The organism is Moraxella nonliquefaciens (assembly GCF_001679005.1).
GTDB classification, from domain to species: Bacteria; Pseudomonadota; Gammaproteobacteria; order Pseudomonadales; family Moraxellaceae; genus Moraxella; species Moraxella nonliquefaciens.
Map to the genome: position 1 here is coordinate 132,610 of NZ_LXTW01000032.1, position 18,598 is coordinate 151,207.

Consider the following 18,598-nt stretch of genomic DNA (forward strand, 5'->3'; position numbering starts at 1 on the left):
GCCATCATGGTATATCGTGATGATATGGCGGTTTTATCATTTAATTGATTTTAACTTAACTTAACTTAACTTAACTTAACTTAACTTAATCTAACAGTGGAATAAAGATGCCCCAACAATTTGCCCCCCTAAAAAATAACCGCTTATTGCGCGCCTTGCGTTTTGAGCCTGTGGATGCCACTCCTGTGTGGATGATGCGACAGGCAGGACGCTATCTGCCAGAGTATAAAGAGGTGCGTGCCAAGGCAGGCGATTTTTTGAGCCTGTGTAAGGACACCGACATGGCGACCGAAGTTACTTTACAGCCACTGCGTCGTTTTGAGTTGGATGCGGCGATTTTATTTAGTGATATTTTGACCATTCCTGATGCCTTTGGACTTGGGTTGTATTTTGAAGAAGGCGAAGGGCCTAAGTTTAAATACACCGTGCGTACACTTACCGACCTTGAACGCTTGCCAAAGATTGACGTAAATAGCCAGCTTGACTATGTGATAAAAGCGGTAACAAATATCCGTAAAGAACTAAATGGACAAGTGCCATTATTTGGGTTTAGTGGCAGTCCTTGGACGCTTGCCACTTATATGGTAGAGGGTGGTTCTAGCCGTGATTTTCGCCATACCAAAGAGATGATGTACGCACGTCCTGAGTTTTTGCACGCCTTACTTACCAAAATCTCCGATGCCATCGTGGATTATTTGGACGCCCAAATACAAGCAGGGGCTCAGATTGTGCAGATTTTTGACAGTTGGGGCGGGGCGTTAGCTCATCGTCAGTTTATGACATTTAGCCATCATTATAACCGTGAAATCATCGCCAAGCTCAAAGCCAAATTCCCTGATGTGCCTGTGGTTATGTTTACCAAAGGCGGTGGTTTATGGCTTGATACACAAGCAGACAGCCAAGCTGATTGTTTGGGTCTGGATTGGACAATGCCATTAGATAGAGCAAGGCGTGAACTTAATAATGCTCAAAAGGCATTAACCATTAAATACAAAAAACTACAACACCAAAAAGCCATACAGGGCAATCTTGACCCTGCCACACTCTATGGTTCACCCGCTGAGATTAAAAAGGCAGTACACGCCATGCTGTCAGATGCCTATGTCAATGATAAAACTGGCTATGTGGCAAATTTTGGGCATGGCATCACCCAATGGGTCAAGCCAGAACATGCCAAGGTATTTGTTGATAGCGTGCATGATTTTAGACTTTGATTAGAAAAAATGAAGAAACCAAGCCAATATGGCATTACTGTTCATTGGGTTTGGTTTTCATCAATAACTCACTCTTTTAAAACATCACCAACCAAATGCCATGGGCAGACGACAAGGGCGAATGCCTTGCTTGCCGTTGGTAACACACACCAAACTAATCACACCGATGGTGGCGACTTTGGCGTGGTTAAAGTCATTTTTATCTCGGTAAATATGCTGAGTGATGATAAGACTGGCAGATTTTTTGACCACATCAGTAATGGTAACGATAAGGTTATCATCAACAAACAGCGGTGATTTGTATTTGACATCAGCATGATTGACTACAAAATGTATCTTGCCTTGCTGTCCACTTGTTTCATCTACCGCTCCGTCTGCATCAAAGAAATACCCATCAAAGCCAAGTGATGTTAGCCAATCACGACGACAATTTTCAAAAAAGGTGAGATGATTGGCGTGATAAACGATACCGCCAGCATCCGTGTGATTGATATAGACTTTATAATGATTGCTAAATATGGGTCTTGTTGGACTATTCATGTGTCTCTGCTAAGGTTTTAATTAACTGTAATGTGCCATTGTATGCTTGAAAATGGATTGTATGTCTTTGTTGGAAGTTATGGTGTTTTAAAAGGTCTATTTGTGCTAAAATATAAGTATCGTCCATTTGTGTATTTTGTCAAAGGAGTAACTTATGACTTATGATAACACCAATATTTTCGCTAAAATCTTGCGTGGTGAGATATCCTGCCACAAGGTCTATGAAGATGATAAGACCCTTGCTTTTATGGATATCATGCCACAGGCCATGGGTCATGTACTCATAATTCCAAAGTGTCAAGCGGTAGAGTTGTCTGATTTGCCCTGTGAATATGCTTGTGCGGTATTTAAAACTGCCCAAAAAATCATCACAGCTCAGCGTAAAGCTCTGGGTGTGGATGGCATCGTTCAAGTGCAGATAAACCACGCCAAAGCAGGACAAAGCGTGTTCCATTATCACATGCACCTAATTCCAACCCACATCCATGAACTTAGTAAGCATGAAAGCATCATGGCAGACCAAGATGAGTTGGCAGAACTGGCAAATAAAATCCGTACAGTCATTGATGATGAATAGGACAATTTTTGAACATATTCTACCTTGACCATGACCCAATACGCTGTGCCAGCTTTCATGGCAATAAGCACGTGGTCAAGATGGTGTTAGAATATGCTCAGCTGCTTTGTACCGCCCATCACTTAACTGGCAATACACTAAGTGATGATGAACAGGCAATGCTATACAAATGTACGCACCAACATCACCCATGTTCGCTATGGGTGCGTTTGTCAAAGTCGCATTATGATTGGCTGTACCAACTCTTTGCCGCACTGTGTGATGAGTATACGCATCGTTATGGCAGGGTTCATCTGACCGACCAAAAACTTCGCCATATTTTGGCAAATTGTCCCATTATGACCGATACTCCCTTTATCGCACCCCCAAAGGTCATGCCTGATGAATATCAAAGCGATGATACGCTAAGTGCTTATCGCAACTATTATCGGTATGCCAAAGCGGATATTTTGGCATATACCAACCGCCCGATTCCCAATTGGCTGGCAGTCAGTGACTCATAGGGCAAAATCTTAATGCAGGTAGATGATGAGATTGGCAATTCAAAAACACGCCATAACGGTGTGTTTTGTCATTAATATCAACCCACAAATGCCCGTTCTACCACATAATCAGCAGGTACGCCCATGCGAGGCGAGACAGTCAGCCCAAAATCATCTAAAATGGCAGACATGTCAGCATTCATCGCCATGCTACCGCAAATCATCACACGGTCATCATCTTTGTTCATGGGGGCAAGACCAATGTCAGTAAAAAGTTTGCCTGATTTGATGATGTCGGTAACACGTCCTTGGTTTTTGAATTCATCACGAGTAACGGTGGGGTAGTAGATGAGCTTCTCACGCACCCATTGACCAAAAATCTCATCACCGGGCAGTTCATTTTCAAAAAAGTCTTGATATGCTAACTCAGCAGTATGACGCACACCATGCACCAAGATGATTTTTTCAAAGCGTTCGTACATTTCAGGTTCACGCACCAGTGATAAAAATGGAGCAAGCCCTGTGCCTGTGGCAAGTAAGTACAGATGTTTGGCAGGAAGCAAATCGTCTAGTACAAGCGTGCCTGTGGGTTTTTTGGAGACAAGTAGGGTATCGCCAACCTTGATGTGTTGCAAGTGTGAAGTCAAAGGGCCATCTTGGACTTTGATGGAAAAAAATTCAAGCTCTTCTGCCCAAGCAGGACTGGCAATAGAGTAGGCACGTACCAGTGGTTTGCCATCTACTTCTAGTCCAATCATAGCAAATTCGCCACTTCTAAAACGTAAACTGTCGCTACGAGTGGTTTTGATGGTAAAAAGATGGTCTGTCCAGTGATGAACATGAGTTACGGTTTCGTGGATGAATTTTGACATGGTATTTTCACTTGTTTGGAACAATTATTAAAAATGATATGATAACAAATTTTGTGTATAATAGCGATATTTTATACCAATATTTAATTTGGTTAAATTTATAACCATTTGCCATTTTAGCATAAACCACTTAGAAATACCATGAATACTCATATTTTACCTATCATTGGCCATCATTGCTCACCCTTATCCCAAAAGTTTGGTTTGCCACGCCAACCGAATCTTGTCGCCATCAAAAGTCAAATCCACTTTGTCGCCCCTTATGGGGTGCCCGATGCCTTTGTTGGGATTGAGCGGTACAGTCATCTGTGGGTTTTGTGGCAGTTTCATCACAACAAAAAGCAGACAAATTTTCATCCACAAGTACGCCCGCCACGTTTTGGCGGTAATGACAAAATAGGGGTCTTTGCTACACGCAGTATGTATCGCCCATCTGCAATGGGGTTGTCAGTAGTGAAGTTTGATGGGATGGAGATGGTTCATGGTCAAGTGGTTTTGCACATCATAGGAGCGGACATGGTAGACGGCACACCGATACTGGACATCAAGCCATATTTGCCCTATGCAGACAGTGTGAATGGGGCGATAGGATTTGATAAACCGACTGGTCGGATGGTTATTTTTGATGATAAAGTGAACGATGAATTTGATATATTGATAAAATCGGATTTATTAACAGCTGATGACAAAACACTCATCGGTGAGCTGATTGCCCAAGATCCACGCCCTGCCTACCGCCAGTCTGAAATCGGCGTGGTGTGTGCCATGCGATATGGGGCGGTGGACGTGGATTTTGTGATGAATGAGCGGGGCGTGATGGTGGTGAGTGGGGTGCGAGTTATTGACTGGTATTTTGGTTAAAAATAAAAAGAAACTGCATACATGGCAGTTTCTTTTTTATGGATTTTTGTGTTAGCGTGTCAATCCGACCAATTTACGCAATAAAGCCACCTCAAAGACCGCAGGGATGGTAACACGAGTAGCAGGACTTGCGATGTCTAGCACTGTCCAGCTGGTCGTGATTGCCCAGCCAATAGGACCTGCAAATAATGACAAAGATTTTGCTATGGTTGCGTTTGTCGCAAGCTGTAAGCCTTTGCCTGTAATGGCTCTGGCGATTTGGTTGGCAACTATCAAGGTGAGTTTGTAGGATAAAAACCCACCTTTTTTGATGGCAATTTGTGTTGCCATGGCAAGTGCTTGCGGAGTAAAATCGCTAATACTAGTCATGTCAAATTCTTTTGCAAATGCCACTCGTTCTTCGGGTGTCATTTTTTTGAAAGCACTTCCAAGAATATCGGTTATCATATCATTTTCTATATTTTCAACTGTGTCATCCATGTCGTAGAACACATCTAATTTATTACAAACATCATAAAGTACTTCTCTATAAAGCACGCCTTTTCCGCCACGGAATAAGGTTGCTACCGTATTTGCCCCGAAACATTGAATTTCACAAGCGATTTCTTGCCAGTACATACTGTGATTAGGTTGGTGTTTTTTATAAATGTCTTTGTAGGTCAAATCTTCTGTCAGTCTTAACGAACCGTCTTTGTTATAAATTAATATGCGAACTAAGTCATCGAGGTCTCTGTCAGAGCAATATTGCAAAAATTGTAAATCAGGGTCGTAACGGTAAGGCATGGCGATACTCCTATTTTGGTTAAAAGTTGTTTAATTTCTCTTTATATTTTATCCGATGGTTAAATATATGTCAACGATAATTGATAAAAAGTAAATGATGGTTTATTGATAAAACTTTCAATATCTATAAAATTGTAGCCATGAATTTGACAAACAATATACACCCACAACGGTTGATTTTTGCAAAAAATATGCGAACCATTCGCCGTTTTAAAGATGTTTCACAAGAAGCATTGGCATTGAACGCTGATGTTAGTCGCACTTATATCAGTGAGATTGAGCGTGGTGAGCGTGCAGTGTCTATTGATGTCATGGGTAGGATAGCTGATACTTTGGAAGTTGAGTTGTCAGAGTTGTTAAAAGAAAACTTATCGCCAAACTTACTTCAATAATCCCGCAAAGAGCCTTTTGTTATCACAAAAGGCTCTTATTATTAGGCGAACCGTTTTTGACAAAGTTTGATAAACTCGTGTCCAAATTTGCGAATGTCGCTGTCATCACGCACCGCAATCTAGCTTGTAAACCGCCCAAAATAGTCAATGGGAATGGCAACCGAGTTTTTAGATGTAAGTCGTTTCAGGGATAACGTTAACGCTAAGCTCTGTTGATGGCAGATAGGGTAATTCTTCCTGTTTTTCATTGCAAATACCAAAGGTAGGTACGCCTTAGGATTTGAAAAATAAATGAGATTGATTTAAAATAAGATTTTTTAGCTAAGGACAATCCCATGAAACTCATGAAAAAATCACTCACCGCCATGCTACTTGGCATATCTCTAACCTTACCATGAATGCCACCGCCCAAGTGCCATCTGATGAATCGTTGATAAAATTCATGCAATTATCAGAGATGGACAAAGCCTTTGATCTTGGTATGCAAGGCAGTTTGAACGCACAGAGACAGCACAGCTTTTTGAAGCCCAAATCGCTCAAAAGGAAGGCGTAACTCCTGAGCAAGCCAAACAAGTAGGCATGGTATTTGAAAAATATGTGAATCAAGTTATAGGTCAAGTGATAACACCGCAAAGTCGCCAAAAAATACTACACCCAAGAAGAGATTGATGCTTATAATGAATTTCTAAGCACGCCCATTGGCAAAAGCGTTGTTCAAAAAACCAACATAATGACACCTGAATACATGGACGAGCTACAAAAGTTGGTTGTGCAAATGCTGATTGGCAACCCCAATCTCGATAATGAAAAAATGCAACAAGATATTGAAAAAGAGATAGAGCGGATTTTTGCAGAATGACTGATAAACACCGTTGTGATAACGGTGTTTTTTGTGGGCGACTAAAATCCCGACAAAATTTTTAAACTTGCCTTTAATAGGTTTGATGTGGTCAGCTCATCATCGGACAGCGACTGTTTGGCGGTCTTAATGGCGGATTGGGCTTCCTTTTCTTTATAGCCTAAGCTCACCAATGCACTTTCGGTTTCATATATGGCGTGCATGGGGTTGGCGGTGTGTGTTGGCTCATCTTGGGTGGTGGTTAGGGTAAATAAGTCATCTGATGTGCCGTCTAATTTGCCTTTTAATTCAATGATAAGCCGTTGGGCGGTTTTTTTGCCAATGCCTGCCACACAAGTCAAGGCGGATTCATCGCCATATTCTACTGCTTGATGTAGCTCGTTAGGTGGTAGGGTGGAGAGTATGGCAAGTGCCATTTTTGACCCTACGCCATTGATTTTTATAAGTTTTTTAAAAATTTCTCGCTCAGACTTATCGGTAAAGCCAAATAACAGATGAGCATCTTCACGCACGACCAACTGTGTGTAGAGTGTTACATTCATGCCAGGCGATAATGTACAAAATCCCCCAATGGGCATTTGTATTTCATAACCAACTCCGCCTGATGTCATGATACAAGCAACAGGGGCAGATAAGTGGGCAACTTGCCCTGTAATCATACCAATCATGATTTTTCCTTTGTATGAATACAAATAAATATGAATACAAATAAGGGCGAATTTCTTCTGCCCTTATGTATGATGAACCCCAAATTATTGGTAGTATTCTACCATTTTCTCTAATGAGATTGGGCGAATTTTACTGGCATGTCCTGCCGAACCAAAGGCCTCATAGCGTTGTACACAGATGTCTTTCATGGCATTGATGCTGGCTTGTAGGTATTTGCGTGGGTCAAATTCAGCAGGATGGTCGTTTAAAAATTTACGAATCGCCCCTGTGCTTGCCAAACGCAAATCAGTGTCAATGTTAATCTTACGAACCCCATGTTTGATGGCTTCAACAAGCTGTTCCACAGGCACACCATAAGTCTCACCGATGTTACCGCCATTATCGTTGATGATTTTTAGCCATTCTTGGGGTACACTGGATGAGCCGTGCATGACAAGATGGGTATTTGGTAGAGCTTCGTGGATTTCTTTGATGCGGTCAATCGCCAAAATGTCACCTGTTGGTGGGCGGGTGAATTTATATGCCCCATGTGATGTACCGACTGCAATAGCAAGTGCATCCACGCCTGTATCCGATACAAATTGGCGAGCTTCCTCAACCGATGTCAAAAGCTGGCTGTGGTCAAGCACACCCTCTGCTCCCACACCGTCCTCCTCGCCTGCCATGCCAGTCTCTAAACTGCCCAAACAGCCGATTTCACCTTCTACCGACACACCACACGCATGTGCCATTTTGACGACTTCACGAGTAACACGTACGTTATAATCATAATCGGCAGGGGTTTTACCATCTTCTTTTAGTGAACCATCCATCATAACAGAGCTAAATCCAAGTTGGATGGAACGTTGGCAGATGGCAGGGCTAGTACCATGGTCTTGATGCATGACCACAGGGATGTGTGGCCACTCTTCAATGGCAGATAAAATCAGATGACGCAAAAACGAAGCTCCTGCGTATTTTCTGGCTCCTGCTGATGCCTGTACAATAACAGGCGAATCGGTCTCATCCGCTGCCATCATGATGGCACGCATCTGTTCTAGGTTGTTTACATTAAAGGCGGGCAAACCATAAGCGTGTTCACCTGCGTGGTCAAGAAGTTGGCGTAAAGATACAAGGGCCATGATAGCTCCATATTAAAAATTTAGATTATATCAAAAAAAAGCGTGAAAATCATGGGGTTTTATGTCAATTGTTCATGGTTGGTAAACATTTTATCAATGATGCCCTTCTTTGGCATGGTTGAGTGTGTGTTTGGGAATGTAAACGGTGAGATTTTCATCAGCAACAACACATTGGCATGATAAGCGAGAGTTTGGCTCTAAGCCCCATGCACGGTCAAGTAAATCCGCTTCTATATCATCCATCTCTTCTAGGCTGTCAAAACCTTGACGGACAACCACATGGCAGGTGGTGCATGCCTTTGAACAGTCGCAAGCATGTTCAATGTCAATGCCGTGTTCATGTAAACCTTCAAGCAGGTTCTCACCTGTATTTAGTTCAACGGTTGCCCCATTTGGGCAAATTTCGTGGTGGGGAAGTACAGTAATGGTTACCATGATACTCACTTTACTTTTAAAATTGATTTTTTGTTGTTTATCCAGTTTATGGATTGTTCATTACGATTTATGGATGCTAAAATAAAATCTATTTCCAGTCGCTAGCCTTTGTTCCTGCCAATGCTTGTTTGACATTTTGATTCATGATGACGGATGCAAAATAATCTGACAAAGGTTTTAATTCACTCACCGCTTTATCCAGCATTGCCTTATCATCGGCAGTTTGGGCAGCATCAATGGCGGACTTTACAACAGACATTTTTTCGGTCAAACTGGTTTTGTTGTCGTCATTGAGTAAGTCGCCAAATTCTACCAACGCCGATTGTAATGCCAAAACCTCACGCTCAGCTTCTACTTTGGTCTCAATCAACATGCGTTTTTCTTTGTCAGCTTTGGCGTGGGTAAATCCTGCTTTTAGTAGCTCTTCTTGTTGTTCTTCACTCAGTCCATAACTTGGTACGACATCAATCTTACTGGCGACTTTGGTGGCAATCTCCATGGCGGATACACTCAGTTGTCCGTTGGCATCAATGGCAAAGGTAACCTCCACACGAGCAAGCCCTGCTTTCATGGGCGGAATGCCTGTTAGCGTAAAGTTGGCAAGCGTGCGACAATCTGCCACAGTCTCACGTTCGCCTTGCACCACATGAATCACCATCCCTGTTTGGGCGTCTGTATGCGTGGTAAAAGTCTGCTTACGTGCCACAGGAATGGGGGTGTTTCGAGGAATGATGACTTCGGTCAATCCGCCCATGGTTTCAAGCCCAAGCGATAAGGGTGTTACATCAAGCAAAAGCAAATTATCATCTTGTTTATGAATAAGTTGATGAGCCAGCCTTGTCGCCCCAAGTGCAACCACTTCATCAGGATTGATGGAGCATAGGGGTTTTTTATCAAAAAATGCTTGCACGGCATTTTGGACGATGGGCATGCGAGTAGAGCCACCCACAAGCACCACATCAATGAGGTCATGCTTGTCAAGATGAGCATCGGATAATACTTGTTCACAAATTTGTAAACTGCGACGAATCACAGGTTCACAAATTTGGGTGAGTGTTTCACGGTTTAACAGGGTGCTAAATGGCATGCCATTAATGTCAATATCTACCGACACCGCTTGATGTTCGGAGAGTTTTTGCTTGTAACTTTTGGCAAGTTTGGCAAGGGTGCTTTTTTGGGCGTTATCCACATCTTTGGGGTCATGCCCTGCTGATTTAATCAAGAAATTGGCAATCAATCGGTCAATGTCATCTCCACCCAAAGCCGAGTTTCCGCCTGTGGACAAAACTTCAAATACCCCATCTTTTAGGGATAATACCGACACATCAAAAGTTCCACCACCCAGGTCATAGATGAGATAGGTGCCTGTTTTGGCGGATTTGTCCAGTCCATAGGCGATGGCGGCGGCGGTCGGTTCATTTAAAAGTCGCAATACATTTAATCCAACACTTGCCCCAGCATCTTTGGTGGCTTGGCGTTGGGCTTCATCAAAATAGGCAGGCACAGTAATCACTGCCCCTTGTATGCTGTCAGTAGGCAGGCTTGCTTTGGCATGATTATAGAGTTTGGCTAAGATATGGGCAGATGTTTCTACTGGTGATTTTTCACCTTGTGCGGTAACAAATGCAGTCATGGCATTGTCATGTCCAACAAGCTCATAAGGATGGCTAAATTTGATGTCAGCAAGTGAACGCCCCATAAAACGTTTGGCGGAGATGATGGTGTTTTTGGGGTCGTTGTAGCTTAAAGCGTGTTTGCCTACGATGGGTTTGTCTGACTTATTACCATAATACACCACGCTTGGCAATAGGGGGCTATCACCAAAAGGTAATACGTCTGTCCGTCCTGAACGTACCACACCTACAAGTGAGTGAGTCGTCCCTAAGTCTATGCCTAAGGCGTAGCGGTGTTCGTGGGGTTTGGCAGATTGGTTGGGCTCGCTGATTTGAAGTAAAGACATGGTATTTTTATGGTTGATGAGTATGGTTGGTAAGTTGGCTAAAATTTTAACATGATTTTGTCAATTTGGGATAAATGGCTGTTAAAATTTTTGGCATTTTGTGATTTATTTAAATTTTTAAAATGTGCTTTGATGGTAGGGACGAACACAGCATCCACAGACGGTCGTTATGTCATTGTGGGCAAATTGTATTCATCCTTGTAAACCATATAAATCATATAAACCATAAGGATGAATGATAATTTTTCATAATGGCTCATGACTGTTCATGATGGGTATAAACAATCATACATACAAATCGTCATCTTGCCCATCATTTGGGCTTGATGATTTGGATAAGGCGGTTGTCATGTCATCATGCAATTTACCCAAAAAACGCAATTTTTGGGCGATGATTTGAGCATTTTGCCAATCTTTTGTTTGGTATGCTCTGCTAAATTCATCTGCTGTTTGAGTCATTAACGCATGGACGCCATTTGTAATTTGACTGATTGCACTCTTATCGCCATCCATTATGGCATCCTCCAAATCCATGCGATGGCTCATCATCTGCATCAAAAACGGCTCATCAGCGATGGTTTTGTCTGAATCAAATGCCACGCCTGATAATTCAAGCAAATAGATTGCACGGCTGTCATCACGGTTTAGGGTGTCAAAAGCGTGGTTAATCAAGGCGGTGTTTTGCTCGGCTTGGGCGATATTGTCAGCATTGTCGGGGTGGTGCTGTTTTTGCAGGTTCAAAAAGGTCGCTTTTAGGGCGGATTTGTCAATGCCAAACGCCACAGGCAAGTCAAACAATTCAAAAAAATTATTGGTTATTAAAGTCATGAGTTACACCGTAAAGGATTCGCCACAACCACATTCGCCTGTTTGGTTGGGGTTGGTGAATTTAAAGCCAGAATTTAGCCCTTCGGTTACGTAGTCCATTTGCAGACCGTCCAAATAAACAAGGCTTTTTGGGTCTACAAACACACCCACGCCATCATTATCAAAACGCTCATCGGTATCGTTTGGCTCGTCTACAAATTCAAGCACATAGGCAAGACCTGAACACCCTGCCGTTCGTACACCCACACGAATGCCAACGCCGCTGCCCCGATTTGCCAAAAAGTCTTTGACATGTGTTACCGCTTTGTTTGTTAGAGTAATCATAAGTCTTTCCTATGTGATAAATTTACTAAAAATTAGGCAATGACTGATTTTGATTGATAATCTTCAATCGCCGCCTTAATGGCATCTTCGGCAAGTACAGAGCAATGCACCTTGACAGGGGGTAGGGCAAGCTCTTGGGCGATGTCTAGGTTTTTAATGGTGCGAGCTTCATCAATGGTTTTGCCTTTTAGCCATTCGGTAACAAGTGAGCTTGATGCAATCGCTGAGCCACAGCCATAGGTTTTGAATTTGGCATCTTCAATAATGCCGTCATCGCTTACCTGAATTTGTAAACGCATGACATCGCCACAGGCGGGGGCTCCGACCATGCCAGTGCCAACGTTTTTGGCGTTTTTGTCTAGGTTGCCCACGTTGCGGGGGTTTTCGTAATGGTCAATGACCTTGTCTGAGTATGCCATAATGGTCTCCGTTGCTAGCAATGATTTGCTTGGCTTTTAAAATGGTTAATCTTGCATTTTTAACCAATCAGCTGTTGGGTTGATTTTGCCATGCCAATTGATATAAGTAGGTTTTGTTAAATTGCTTTGCTCGTTTCCAAACACATCAAAGTAAAATTCATCAGACTGACCTAAGCAATAACGGTGCAATCTTTTAAAATTTATATCATCATTTTTAACTGTGTTTAAGTCAACATGATAAGAATCTTGAAAAAAATCAACATCATCAGAATAACTGTCTTTTAAACCTACTTTACCATTTTTAATAATAAAGGTAAGCTGATTATCCAAAAAGTATTCATTGATTTCTTGCCGTGAAACACCCATAAGCCCGTCATTATATAGCAAAGTAATATTGGGATGCTTAAAAGCATTTAAATCAAAACGGGCAATGGTCTTTTTGCTGTCTAGGTTTTCGGCAACAAATAAATATTTGCTATTGTTGGGAATGATGATTTCATCATGGTGTTTATTATAATCAAATAATGCCATTTGGGTAGGTATTTCTTGATTTGAAAAACCCAAATAAACCTGTTTTTTATAAAAGAATATTTCAGGTAATTTCAACCGTCTTTGGCGATTATTTAGGTCTTGCTGATATTCATCAAAAGATTCGTCATTGATAATATAAAATGGCTTATCATTGGTATAGAGTGTAATATTTATACCAGTTTTGTCTTTGTTAAATTGCCATTGACCATTTAACAAAATACCAACACCCACTGCACCAAGCGAATAACAATAAGCACCGTCAGAATACAAAAAATTACTACTACTAACTTCCATGCCGCTTTCGTCAACAATCCATAATGATAAATCTGGATTATTGGGTGCATAAATCGGTAACTGTGCTTGTGTTATGCCGATAGGCAGTTCAGCTGCCAATGCAATATTGGCAAATAAACTCATAATTAAGACGACAATCGTTTTATGTATCATCATTTATTCTCGTAACTGTGTCGTTTATCAAAACCGCATTGATTAAAATTACACTTTATCCAATGGGGCTATTGACCCCATATAGGTCAAAGTGGGGGCTTGGGTGGGGCATGCGTGGCACACCCTGCCAAAATACCTGCCAACAATGCGGTTAATACCAAACGTTTCATATCATCTCCCTATTAATGCTCCTGCCATTCAACCTTGCTAAAATCCACGCCTTCTTTAAACATGTCCCAAAGAGGCGACAGCTCACGCAGTTTATTTACCGCATCGGTGATTTGGGCAAGAACATGGTCAATGTCCTCATCGGTGGTATGGCGACCAATACTAAAACGGATGGATGAATGAGCCAGTTCATCGGGACGCCCAATGGCACGCAGGACATAAGATGGCTCTAAGGTAGCTGAGGTACACGCTGAACCAGATGATACCGCCAAATCTTTTAGGCTCATCATCAGACTTTCGCCTTCTATGAAGTTAAAGCTGACGTTTAGGATGTTTGGGACGCCTTGTTCAAAACTGCCGTTAAGATAAATCTCTTCAATGCCCTGCAAACCATTCCACAGTTTATCACGTAGGCGAGTGATGTGGGCGTGGTCTTCATCAAAACGGATGGTTGATAAGGCAAACGCTTCACCCATGCCGACAATTTGGTGCGTAGCAAGCGTACCAGAACGCATACCACGTTCATGCCCACCGCCATGCTGTTCGGCTTTGATACGCACACGAGGCTTACGGCGAACATACAACGCACCGATGCCTTTTGGACCGTAGATTTTGTGTCCTGAAAAACTCATCAAATCCACTTTTAGCTCTTCTAGGTTAATCTTAATTTTGCCAACGGCTTGGGCAGCGTCTACATGAAATAGCACGCCCTTGGCACGGGTAATCTCACCAATGCTGGCAATATCTGTTACCGTGCCCAGTTCATTATTTACCGCCATGAGACTGACTAAAATTGTATCGGGGCGAATGACCTCTTCTACCTGCTTGGGTGTAATGATGCCTGTGGCTTCTTGGGGGATAAGATAAGTAACCTCAAAGCCCTCTTCTTCTAATTGACGGCAAGTATCTAGGATGGCTTTATGCTCAATTTTAGATGTGATGATGTGTTTGCCTTTTTGATGATAAAAATGAGCCACACCTTTTAGGGCAAGGTTGTCCGACTCGGTTGCACCACTGGTAAAGACAATCTCACGAGGGTCAGCACCGACTGTCTCAGCAATCTGCATGCGGGCATTTTCCACCGCTTCCTCGGCTTGCCAACCAAAACCATGGCTACGACTGGCAGGATTACCAAATACCCCATCAAAAGTCATGTATTTGACCATTTTGTCAGCAACCTCTTGGGCGACTGGTGTGGTGGCGGCATAATCTAAATAAATAAGTGATGATTGGCTCATGCTGGATTGACCCCTAAGTTAATTGTATGGATTGTGTGAATTGAATTGGATTCGTCGCCTTTTTCGTCGGCGATTTTTTGTTGGCGGTCAGCAATGTCTCCTGTGTGCTTGGATTCTAGGAGCTGGGCTAGGCTAACATTGCTTAAATACGCTTCAATATGATTGGATAAATCGTGCCATAAGTCGTGTGTAAGGCACATCTCGCCATCTCGGCAATCACCTTTACCACCACACTGCATGGCGTTAATGGACTCATCAACGGCACTAATGATACTCATGACATCAATCTCATCTAAGGGTCTGGCAAGATGATAACCGCCAGATGCCCCACGAGTACTGCTTACCAAACCTTTTTTGCGTAGTTTTGAGAAAAGTTGTTCAAGATAAGAGATGGAGATGGATTGACGCTTTGCAATATCAGACAAAGACACCGCTCCTTGATGGCGACTCTCTTGTACTGCTAAATCAAGCAGAGCAGTTACGGCATAGCGTCCACGAGTTGTCAATCGCATAATATGGTTTCCAAATTGCCTAGCCTAACTTTGATAACTAAGCTGGGCGTGGGTAGATAATATTTGGCTATTATAATAATTCCTAGTAATTTAGTCAAGATTATTTTTTATCAAAGTAATTTATTGTTGTCATTGATAAAATTCATGATAAGTTTGCCATCATATTCTATATGTCTGATTGGGATGAAGTGAGTAATTAAGAAACACCCAAAAATAAATGATAAAAAGGCGAGAAGTTCGCCCTTTTAGGTCAGTGGCAATTGCTCAAAAAAAGTTCATGATGATGGCAATCAGTGCAATGATACCAACCACAACAAGGGCGATGAAAGTGCTTTTTTGTTTACCTTGTAGTTCAGCCAAAGCGGTGGTTAGCTTGTGGTTTTGTAGGGTTAATTCATCAATACGAGCAGACTGTTCGGCGATTTTGGCTTTATGGTCTTCTTGTTTTTTTGCCTTTTGTTCAGGGTCTGGGGCAGGTTTTCCTTTGATTTTACCAAGTAAGTTTTGGATGACGCCAGCCACGCCCAAACGCATCAAAAATTCCTTAAAATCATGCACATCTTGATGGTTGCCACGAATTTGTAGAGATTCAATACTGCTACTGCTGTGGGTGGTTATGGCACTGATGAGCTGAAAACTATACGCATTAACCGTCATATCAGGCGTGGTTTTGCCAATGGGTAGGCGGTCATCTAATAGTACGCCACGATAGCCAAATGTGGCATAAAACTGCACATGAGGAATATAAGTACGAATACATACCACAGTGCCACGTTCGGCAAGTGGATAGGCAAGTTTGCGTAGTGTGGGGTCAAAGCGAAGGGCTAAGGTGATGGCTGACTCTAAAAACACCAATAGGATATTTAAAAGTCCACGAGATAAACCATCATCATCACTGGTATGATAGGTGGGTTGTGGGTCGTTAAGTTTGGCGTCATGAGATTTGGTGTTGTGGGTTGGTTGGTTGGTCATACGATGTTATCAATTCACAAAATAATGCTAATGATAAGATGATATCCAAAAAAAGTAAACCATCTTAATGTAACCAATGCGTGATTTTTTGGCAAAAAAAAGATAAAAATAGGTGTTTATCGTAAATATGACGGCTTTGATGGGGTATTTTTGTAAAAAATATAAAAATATTTTGTCATACCCCTTGTAAAATGGGCAATACCCTTATACAATGCACTCAAAACAAGCCCAAGCGTGTGCTGTGGGTTTAGAATTTGCCTTTTGCCAGCTTTGTGAGTATGACAAATGATTGGGCAAATTCAAATGTAAATTCATTTCACATTTTTATCATTAACACCATGAGGACAAATCATGAATAAATCAGAACTGGTAGATGCCATCGCCAGCGAAGCAGGTCTTACCAAAGACCAAGCCGCCAAATCCGTTAACGCTTTTATTTCTAGCGTTCAAGGTGCCTTAGAGCGTGGCGATGATGTGGTATTGGTTGGTTTTGGTACATTTAGTGTCAAAGAGCGTGCTGCTCGTACAGGTCGCAATCCAAAGACTGGCGAACCACTACAAATCGCTGCCAGCAAAGTACCTGGCTTTAAAGCAGGCAAAGGCTTAAAAGATGCGGTCAATGCTACCGAAAAAACTGCTAAAAAAGGCAAAAAATAATTTTAAAATCAAAATTTTTTAAAATTAAAAAACGCACTCATATTAGGGTGCGTTTTTATTGGGTAAATTCATGATTTAAATTGATGGTTTAAAGTCTGTCAAATTGACTTTGGCACAGTTTGATGAATTCATCGCCAAACTTACGAATGTCGCTGTCATCACGTACCGCAATCCAGCTGGTAAATCGCCCAAAGTGGCTGATGGGGATGGCAACAAGGTTGGGATAGTTGGTAGGTTCGTACGCCATTTGGGCAATGATACCCACGCCAAGACCTGCTGATACATAGGTACTAATCACGTCCGAATCCAAAGCAGCAAGCACAATCTTAGGTTGTAATCCTGCTTGCTCAAATGTCTTATCAATAGTACCACGCCCTGTAAAACCACCATGATAGGTAATGATGGGAAAACTTGCCAATTCTGGCAAATCCACGCCATCCATCACACCTGCTAACCTTGATAGTTCATGGTTTTTGGGGATGATGACCACATGCGACCAGTCATAATAGCGATGACAACGTAAAACAGCATTATTAAGCAGGCTTTCTGTGGCAATGCCAATATCTGCCTGACCACGAATGACCATTTGGGCGATGGTCTCAGGGTCAGCTTGTTGTAGTACCAAATTGACTTTGGGGAATTTTTGCAAAAAATCCTTGACAACGGCAGGTAAGACATAACGGGCTTGGGTGTGTGTTGTGGCAACGGTTAATGTGCCTTCTTGGGCGTTATTAAAATCAAGACTTAGATTTTCAATGGTGCGTATCTCTGCAAAAATCGCTTCAATATGAGGCAGTAGCGACTTGCCAATGGGGGTAAGTCCTGTTAGGCGTTTGCCCTGACGAGTAAAAACCTCTGTTTTGAGCTGATTTTCTAGGGAGGCGATTTGTTTGGACAAGCTAGATTGGCTGGTGTGGAGCAGTTGGGCAGCTTGGGATAGGTTGTAGCCATTGACGACTGTGTGCCAAACGGTCTCTAACTGTTTGAGCTGAATTTGTAAATGTTTTTGGTTGATGACCACATTTATCGCCATGATGTCTCCCCCTTAGTTTGGTTGATAAAATGCTGTCATTATAAAAGTCCTCACAAAAAAAGAAAATACCTAAAAAGAAAAAGTAAATGCCAATTGGGAATATCGGCATTTACTTTGAGTTTGGGTTGTGTCATTTTTAGGTGTTCAACTTGTCAAGTTCGTGTTTTATCGCTTTTAATATAAAAGCCTCGATGGCATGTTCATCATAGCCGATTTGTGTTTGGATTTGGGTGAGCAGAGTCCTAGGTAGGTGTAAGTTAAAGGATTTTTGTTCGCTGTTAAAGAGCATGGAATTTAGACTAATCATTGCCCATGTCTGCCCTGCAAATTTGGGGTTGGTCAGATGAATGCTGATGTTTTTGGGTTGGGGTAATGCTTTACCGTCATCTGCCAGTTGTTGTAAGTGTCCAATTAGGGCAGCACGTATCTTGTCAATGGTGTCGGCAATGCTGTTGCCAGTTACATGAACATTTGGCAAATCGGGTGCTTGGGCATAAAAAGTATCGTTTTCTTGTTTGATGGCAATGCTAAAAAGTTTCATGATGGATTAATGTACTAAAAAGGATTTTTATTTTGTCATAAATGTAATCAATTGGCAATAAGTTAAGAACAGGTTAAGACTGGCGGTAATTTTAAAAGGTTGGATGGATGATTTGTTTATCAAACGTATCTTACCAACTCATCTTAATGATATTATTTGATTT

23 protein-coding genes and 2 pseudogenes are annotated in these 18,598 nt (G+C 42.0%); 8 read left to right on the top strand and 17 right to left on the bottom strand.

From position 1 onward, the window contains the following. Positions 1 to 107 precede the first annotated feature (107 nt). Positions 108 to 1,214 (top strand): uroporphyrinogen decarboxylase, encoded by a 1,107-nt coding sequence (gene hemE / locus A7456_RS07680; RefSeq protein WP_066887454.1) that lies wholly within the window; start codon positions 108 to 110, stop codon positions 1,212 to 1,214. 84 nt (positions 1,215 to 1,298) lie between these two features. Here the strand turns inward: hemE and A7456_RS07685 are convergent, their stop codons facing one another. Beyond that, the gene (locus A7456_RS07685) at positions 1,299 to 1,754 is read right to left on the bottom strand and encodes a thioesterase family protein (RefSeq protein WP_067009276.1); all 456 of its coding nucleotides are present in this window, start codon (positions 1,752 to 1,754) and stop codon (positions 1,299 to 1,301) included. 154 nt (positions 1,755 to 1,908) lie between these two features. Here A7456_RS07685 and A7456_RS07690 point away from each other — a divergent pair, with 154 nt between their 5' ends. Together A7456_RS07690 and A7456_RS07695 are read left to right on the top strand one after the other, a co-directional pair. Then, positions 1,909 to 2,331 (top strand): HIT family protein, encoded by a 423-nt coding sequence (locus A7456_RS07690; protein WP_067009279.1) that lies wholly within the window; start codon positions 1,909 to 1,911, stop codon positions 2,329 to 2,331. An 8-nt stretch (positions 2,332 to 2,339) separates the two neighbouring features. Next, positions 2,340 to 2,834, top strand: a complete 495-nt coding sequence (locus A7456_RS07695; RefSeq protein WP_067009282.1) for a pyrimidine dimer DNA glycosylase/endonuclease V — start codon at positions 2,340 to 2,342, stop codon at positions 2,832 to 2,834. 77 nt (positions 2,835 to 2,911) lie between these two features. On the opposite strand, the gene A7456_RS07700 is transcribed toward A7456_RS07695, so the two are convergent. Next, positions 2,912 to 3,685: a ferredoxin--NADP reductase gene (locus A7456_RS07700; protein WP_067009285.1), complete on the bottom strand. Its 774-nt coding sequence runs from the start codon at positions 3,683 to 3,685 to the stop codon at positions 2,912 to 2,914. Between the two features lie 141 nt (positions 3,686 to 3,826). On the opposite strand from A7456_RS07700, the gene tsaA reads away from it, so the two are divergent. After that, positions 3,827 to 4,546: a tRNA (N6-threonylcarbamoyladenosine(37)-N6)-methyltransferase TrmO gene (gene tsaA / locus A7456_RS07705; protein WP_067009288.1), complete on the top strand. Its 720-nt coding sequence runs from the start codon at positions 3,827 to 3,829 to the stop codon at positions 4,544 to 4,546. A 51-nt stretch (positions 4,547 to 4,597) separates the two neighbouring features. Here tsaA and A7456_RS07710 read toward each other — a convergent pair whose 3' ends face one another. Further along, positions 4,598 to 5,329 (bottom strand): DUF3944 domain-containing protein, encoded by a 732-nt coding sequence (locus tag A7456_RS07710; RefSeq protein WP_066887472.1) that lies wholly within the window; start codon positions 5,327 to 5,329, stop codon positions 4,598 to 4,600. Positions 5,330 to 5,520: 191 nt separating this feature from the next. Here A7456_RS07710 and A7456_RS07715 point away from each other — a divergent pair, with 191 nt between their 5' ends. Next, positions 5,521 to 5,721, top strand: a complete 201-nt coding sequence (locus A7456_RS07715) for a helix-turn-helix domain-containing protein (RefSeq protein WP_197940238.1) — start codon at positions 5,521 to 5,523, stop codon at positions 5,719 to 5,721. A gap of 41 nt (positions 5,722 to 5,762) precedes the next feature. On the opposite strand, the pseudogene A7456_RS11980 reads toward A7456_RS07715, so the two are convergent. Then, positions 5,763 to 5,882: pseudogene (locus tag A7456_RS11980) on the bottom strand (CysB family transcriptional regulator); the annotation flags it as partial. Between the two features lie 233 nt (positions 5,883 to 6,115). Here A7456_RS11980 and A7456_RS11465 point away from each other — a divergent pair. Together A7456_RS11465 and A7456_RS10985 are read left to right on the top strand one after the other, a co-directional pair. After that, complete coding sequence (locus tag A7456_RS11465; RefSeq protein WP_158512510.1) at positions 6,116 to 6,274, top strand: hypothetical protein; 159 nt, start codon at positions 6,116 to 6,118, stop codon at positions 6,272 to 6,274. 102 nt (positions 6,275 to 6,376) lie between these two features. Further along, positions 6,377 to 6,580: pseudogene (locus tag A7456_RS10985) on the top strand (DUF2059 domain-containing protein); the annotation flags it as partial. A gap of 41 nt (positions 6,581 to 6,621) precedes the next feature. On the opposite strand, the gene ruvA reads toward A7456_RS10985, so the two are convergent. The 11 genes from ruvA to A7456_RS07770 all read right to left on the bottom strand — a co-directional run bounded on the left by ruvA (position 6,622) and on the right by A7456_RS07770 (position 16,204). After that, positions 6,622 to 7,248: a Holliday junction branch migration protein RuvA gene (ruvA, locus tag A7456_RS07720; protein WP_067009290.1), complete on the bottom strand. Its 627-nt coding sequence runs from the start codon at positions 7,246 to 7,248 to the stop codon at positions 6,622 to 6,624. Positions 7,249 to 7,332: 84 nt separating this feature from the next. Continuing rightward, positions 7,333 to 8,370: a class II fructose-bisphosphate aldolase gene (fba, locus tag A7456_RS07725; protein WP_066887481.1), complete on the bottom strand. Its 1,038-nt coding sequence runs from the start codon at positions 8,368 to 8,370 to the stop codon at positions 7,333 to 7,335. A gap of 93 nt (positions 8,371 to 8,463) precedes the next feature. Next, positions 8,464 to 8,805: an ISC system 2Fe-2S type ferredoxin gene (gene fdx, locus A7456_RS07730; RefSeq protein WP_066887483.1), complete on the bottom strand. Its 342-nt coding sequence runs from the start codon at positions 8,803 to 8,805 to the stop codon at positions 8,464 to 8,466. A gap of 88 nt (positions 8,806 to 8,893) precedes the next feature. Continuing rightward, positions 8,894 to 10,765, bottom strand: coding sequence for a Fe-S protein assembly chaperone HscA (gene hscA, locus A7456_RS07735; RefSeq protein ID WP_067009293.1), 1,872 nt, complete (start codon positions 10,763 to 10,765; stop codon positions 8,894 to 8,896). Positions 10,766 to 11,050: 285 nt separating this feature from the next. Continuing rightward, positions 11,051 to 11,593, bottom strand: coding sequence for a Fe-S protein assembly co-chaperone HscB (gene hscB, locus A7456_RS07740; RefSeq protein WP_067009296.1), 543 nt, complete (start codon positions 11,591 to 11,593; stop codon positions 11,051 to 11,053). 3 nt (positions 11,594 to 11,596) lie between these two features. Next, on the bottom strand, positions 11,597 to 11,917 hold the full coding sequence (gene iscA / locus A7456_RS07745) for an iron-sulfur cluster assembly protein IscA (protein ID WP_065255601.1): 321 nt from the start codon (positions 11,915 to 11,917) through the stop codon (positions 11,597 to 11,599). Between the two features lie 32 nt (positions 11,918 to 11,949). After that, a complete protein-coding gene (gene iscU / locus A7456_RS07750) occupies positions 11,950 to 12,336 on the bottom strand; it encodes a Fe-S cluster assembly scaffold IscU (protein ID WP_066887493.1) in 387 nt (128 codons plus the stop codon). Positions 12,337 to 12,381: 45 nt separating this feature from the next. After that, on the bottom strand, positions 12,382 to 13,317 hold the full coding sequence (locus tag A7456_RS07755) for a hypothetical protein (protein ID WP_067009299.1): 936 nt from the start codon (positions 13,315 to 13,317) through the stop codon (positions 12,382 to 12,384). 179 nt (positions 13,318 to 13,496) lie between these two features. Continuing rightward, entirely contained in the window at positions 13,497 to 14,720 is a 1,224-nt protein-coding gene (locus A7456_RS07760) for an IscS subfamily cysteine desulfurase (protein WP_067009302.1), read from the bottom strand. Then, positions 14,717 to 15,232, bottom strand: a complete 516-nt coding sequence (locus tag A7456_RS07765; protein WP_065255597.1) for an Rrf2 family transcriptional regulator — start codon at positions 15,230 to 15,232, stop codon at positions 14,717 to 14,719. Before A7456_RS07765 ends, A7456_RS07760 begins: the two co-directional genes overlap by 4 nt. A gap of 264 nt (positions 15,233 to 15,496) precedes the next feature. Next, the gene (locus tag A7456_RS07770; protein WP_227713229.1) at positions 15,497 to 16,204 is read right to left on the bottom strand and encodes a hypothetical protein; all 708 of its coding nucleotides are present in this window, start codon (positions 16,202 to 16,204) and stop codon (positions 15,497 to 15,499) included. A gap of 351 nt (positions 16,205 to 16,555) precedes the next feature. Between A7456_RS07770 and A7456_RS07775 the strand changes: the two genes are divergently transcribed. Next, on the top strand, positions 16,556 to 16,861 hold the full coding sequence (locus A7456_RS07775; protein WP_066887505.1) for an HU family DNA-binding protein: 306 nt from the start codon (positions 16,556 to 16,558) through the stop codon (positions 16,859 to 16,861). Between the two features lie 88 nt (positions 16,862 to 16,949). On the opposite strand, the gene A7456_RS07780 is transcribed toward A7456_RS07775, so the two are convergent. Next, positions 16,950 to 17,894, bottom strand: coding sequence for a LysR substrate-binding domain-containing protein (locus tag A7456_RS07780; protein ID WP_067009305.1), 945 nt, complete (start codon positions 17,892 to 17,894; stop codon positions 16,950 to 16,952). A gap of 136 nt (positions 17,895 to 18,030) precedes the next feature. Then, positions 18,031 to 18,435, bottom strand: a complete 405-nt coding sequence (locus tag A7456_RS07785) for a type II toxin-antitoxin system HicB family antitoxin (protein WP_067009308.1) — start codon at positions 18,433 to 18,435, stop codon at positions 18,031 to 18,033. Positions 18,436 to 18,598 lie beyond the last annotated feature (163 nt).

What these genes read in the sequence shown, in the direction of transcription:
- fba (WP_066887481.1), bottom strand. Translation starts at nt 8,370, where the DNA reads ATGGCCCTTGTATCTTTACGCCAACTTCTTGACCACGCAGGTGAACAC.
- A7456_RS07715 (WP_197940238.1), top strand. Translation starts at nt 5,521, where the DNA reads ATGCGAACCATTCGCCGTTTTAAAGATGTTTCACAAGAAGCATTGGCA.
- tsaA (WP_067009288.1), top strand. Translation starts at nt 3,827, where the DNA reads ATGAATACTCATATTTTACCTATCATTGGCCATCATTGCTCACCCTTA.
- A7456_RS07710 (WP_066887472.1), bottom strand. Translation starts at nt 5,329, where the DNA reads ATGCCTTACCGTTACGACCCTGATTTACAATTTTTGCAATATTGCTCT.
- A7456_RS07770 (WP_227713229.1), bottom strand. Translation starts at nt 16,204, where the DNA reads ATGACCAACCAACCAACCCACAACACCAAATCTCATGACGCCAAACTT.
- A7456_RS07685 (WP_067009276.1), bottom strand. Translation starts at nt 1,754, where the DNA reads ATGAATAGTCCAACAAGACCCATATTTAGCAATCATTATAAAGTCTAT.
- A7456_RS07780 (WP_067009305.1), bottom strand. Translation starts at nt 17,894, where the DNA reads ATGGCGATAAATGTGGTCATCAACCAAAAACATTTACAAATTCAGCTC.
- A7456_RS07700 (WP_067009285.1), bottom strand. Translation starts at nt 3,685, where the DNA reads ATGTCAAAATTCATCCACGAAACCGTAACTCATGTTCATCACTGGACA.
- A7456_RS07690 (WP_067009279.1), top strand. Translation starts at nt 1,909, where the DNA reads ATGACTTATGATAACACCAATATTTTCGCTAAAATCTTGCGTGGTGAG.
- fdx (WP_066887483.1), bottom strand. Translation starts at nt 8,805, where the DNA reads ATGGTAACCATTACTGTACTTCCCCACCACGAAATTTGCCCAAATGGG.
- A7456_RS11465 (WP_158512510.1), top strand. Translation starts at nt 6,116, where the DNA reads ATGAATGCCACCGCCCAAGTGCCATCTGATGAATCGTTGATAAAATTC.
- A7456_RS07775 (WP_066887505.1), top strand. Translation starts at nt 16,556, where the DNA reads ATGAATAAATCAGAACTGGTAGATGCCATCGCCAGCGAAGCAGGTCTT.
- A7456_RS07755 (WP_067009299.1), bottom strand. Translation starts at nt 13,317, where the DNA reads ATGATGATACATAAAACGATTGTCGTCTTAATTATGAGTTTATTTGCC.
- ruvA (WP_067009290.1), bottom strand. Translation starts at nt 7,248, where the DNA reads ATGATTGGTATGATTACAGGGCAAGTTGCCCACTTATCTGCCCCTGTT.
- A7456_RS07765 (WP_065255597.1), bottom strand. Translation starts at nt 15,232, where the DNA reads ATGCGATTGACAACTCGTGGACGCTATGCCGTAACTGCTCTGCTTGAT.
- iscA (WP_065255601.1), bottom strand. Translation starts at nt 11,917, where the DNA reads ATGATTACTCTAACAAACAAAGCGGTAACACATGTCAAAGACTTTTTG.
- A7456_RS07760 (WP_067009302.1), bottom strand. Translation starts at nt 14,720, where the DNA reads ATGAGCCAATCATCACTTATTTATTTAGATTATGCCGCCACCACACCA.
- hscA (WP_067009293.1), bottom strand. Translation starts at nt 10,765, where the DNA reads ATGTCTTTACTTCAAATCAGCGAGCCCAACCAATCTGCCAAACCCCAC.
- hemE (WP_066887454.1), top strand. Translation starts at nt 108, where the DNA reads ATGCCCCAACAATTTGCCCCCCTAAAAAATAACCGCTTATTGCGCGCC.
- hscB (WP_067009296.1), bottom strand. Translation starts at nt 11,593, where the DNA reads ATGACTTTAATAACCAATAATTTTTTTGAATTGTTTGACTTGCCTGTG.
- A7456_RS07785 (WP_067009308.1), bottom strand. Translation starts at nt 18,435, where the DNA reads ATGAAACTTTTTAGCATTGCCATCAAACAAGAAAACGATACTTTTTAT.
- iscU (WP_066887493.1), bottom strand. Translation starts at nt 12,336, where the DNA reads ATGGCATACTCAGACAAGGTCATTGACCATTACGAAAACCCCCGCAAC.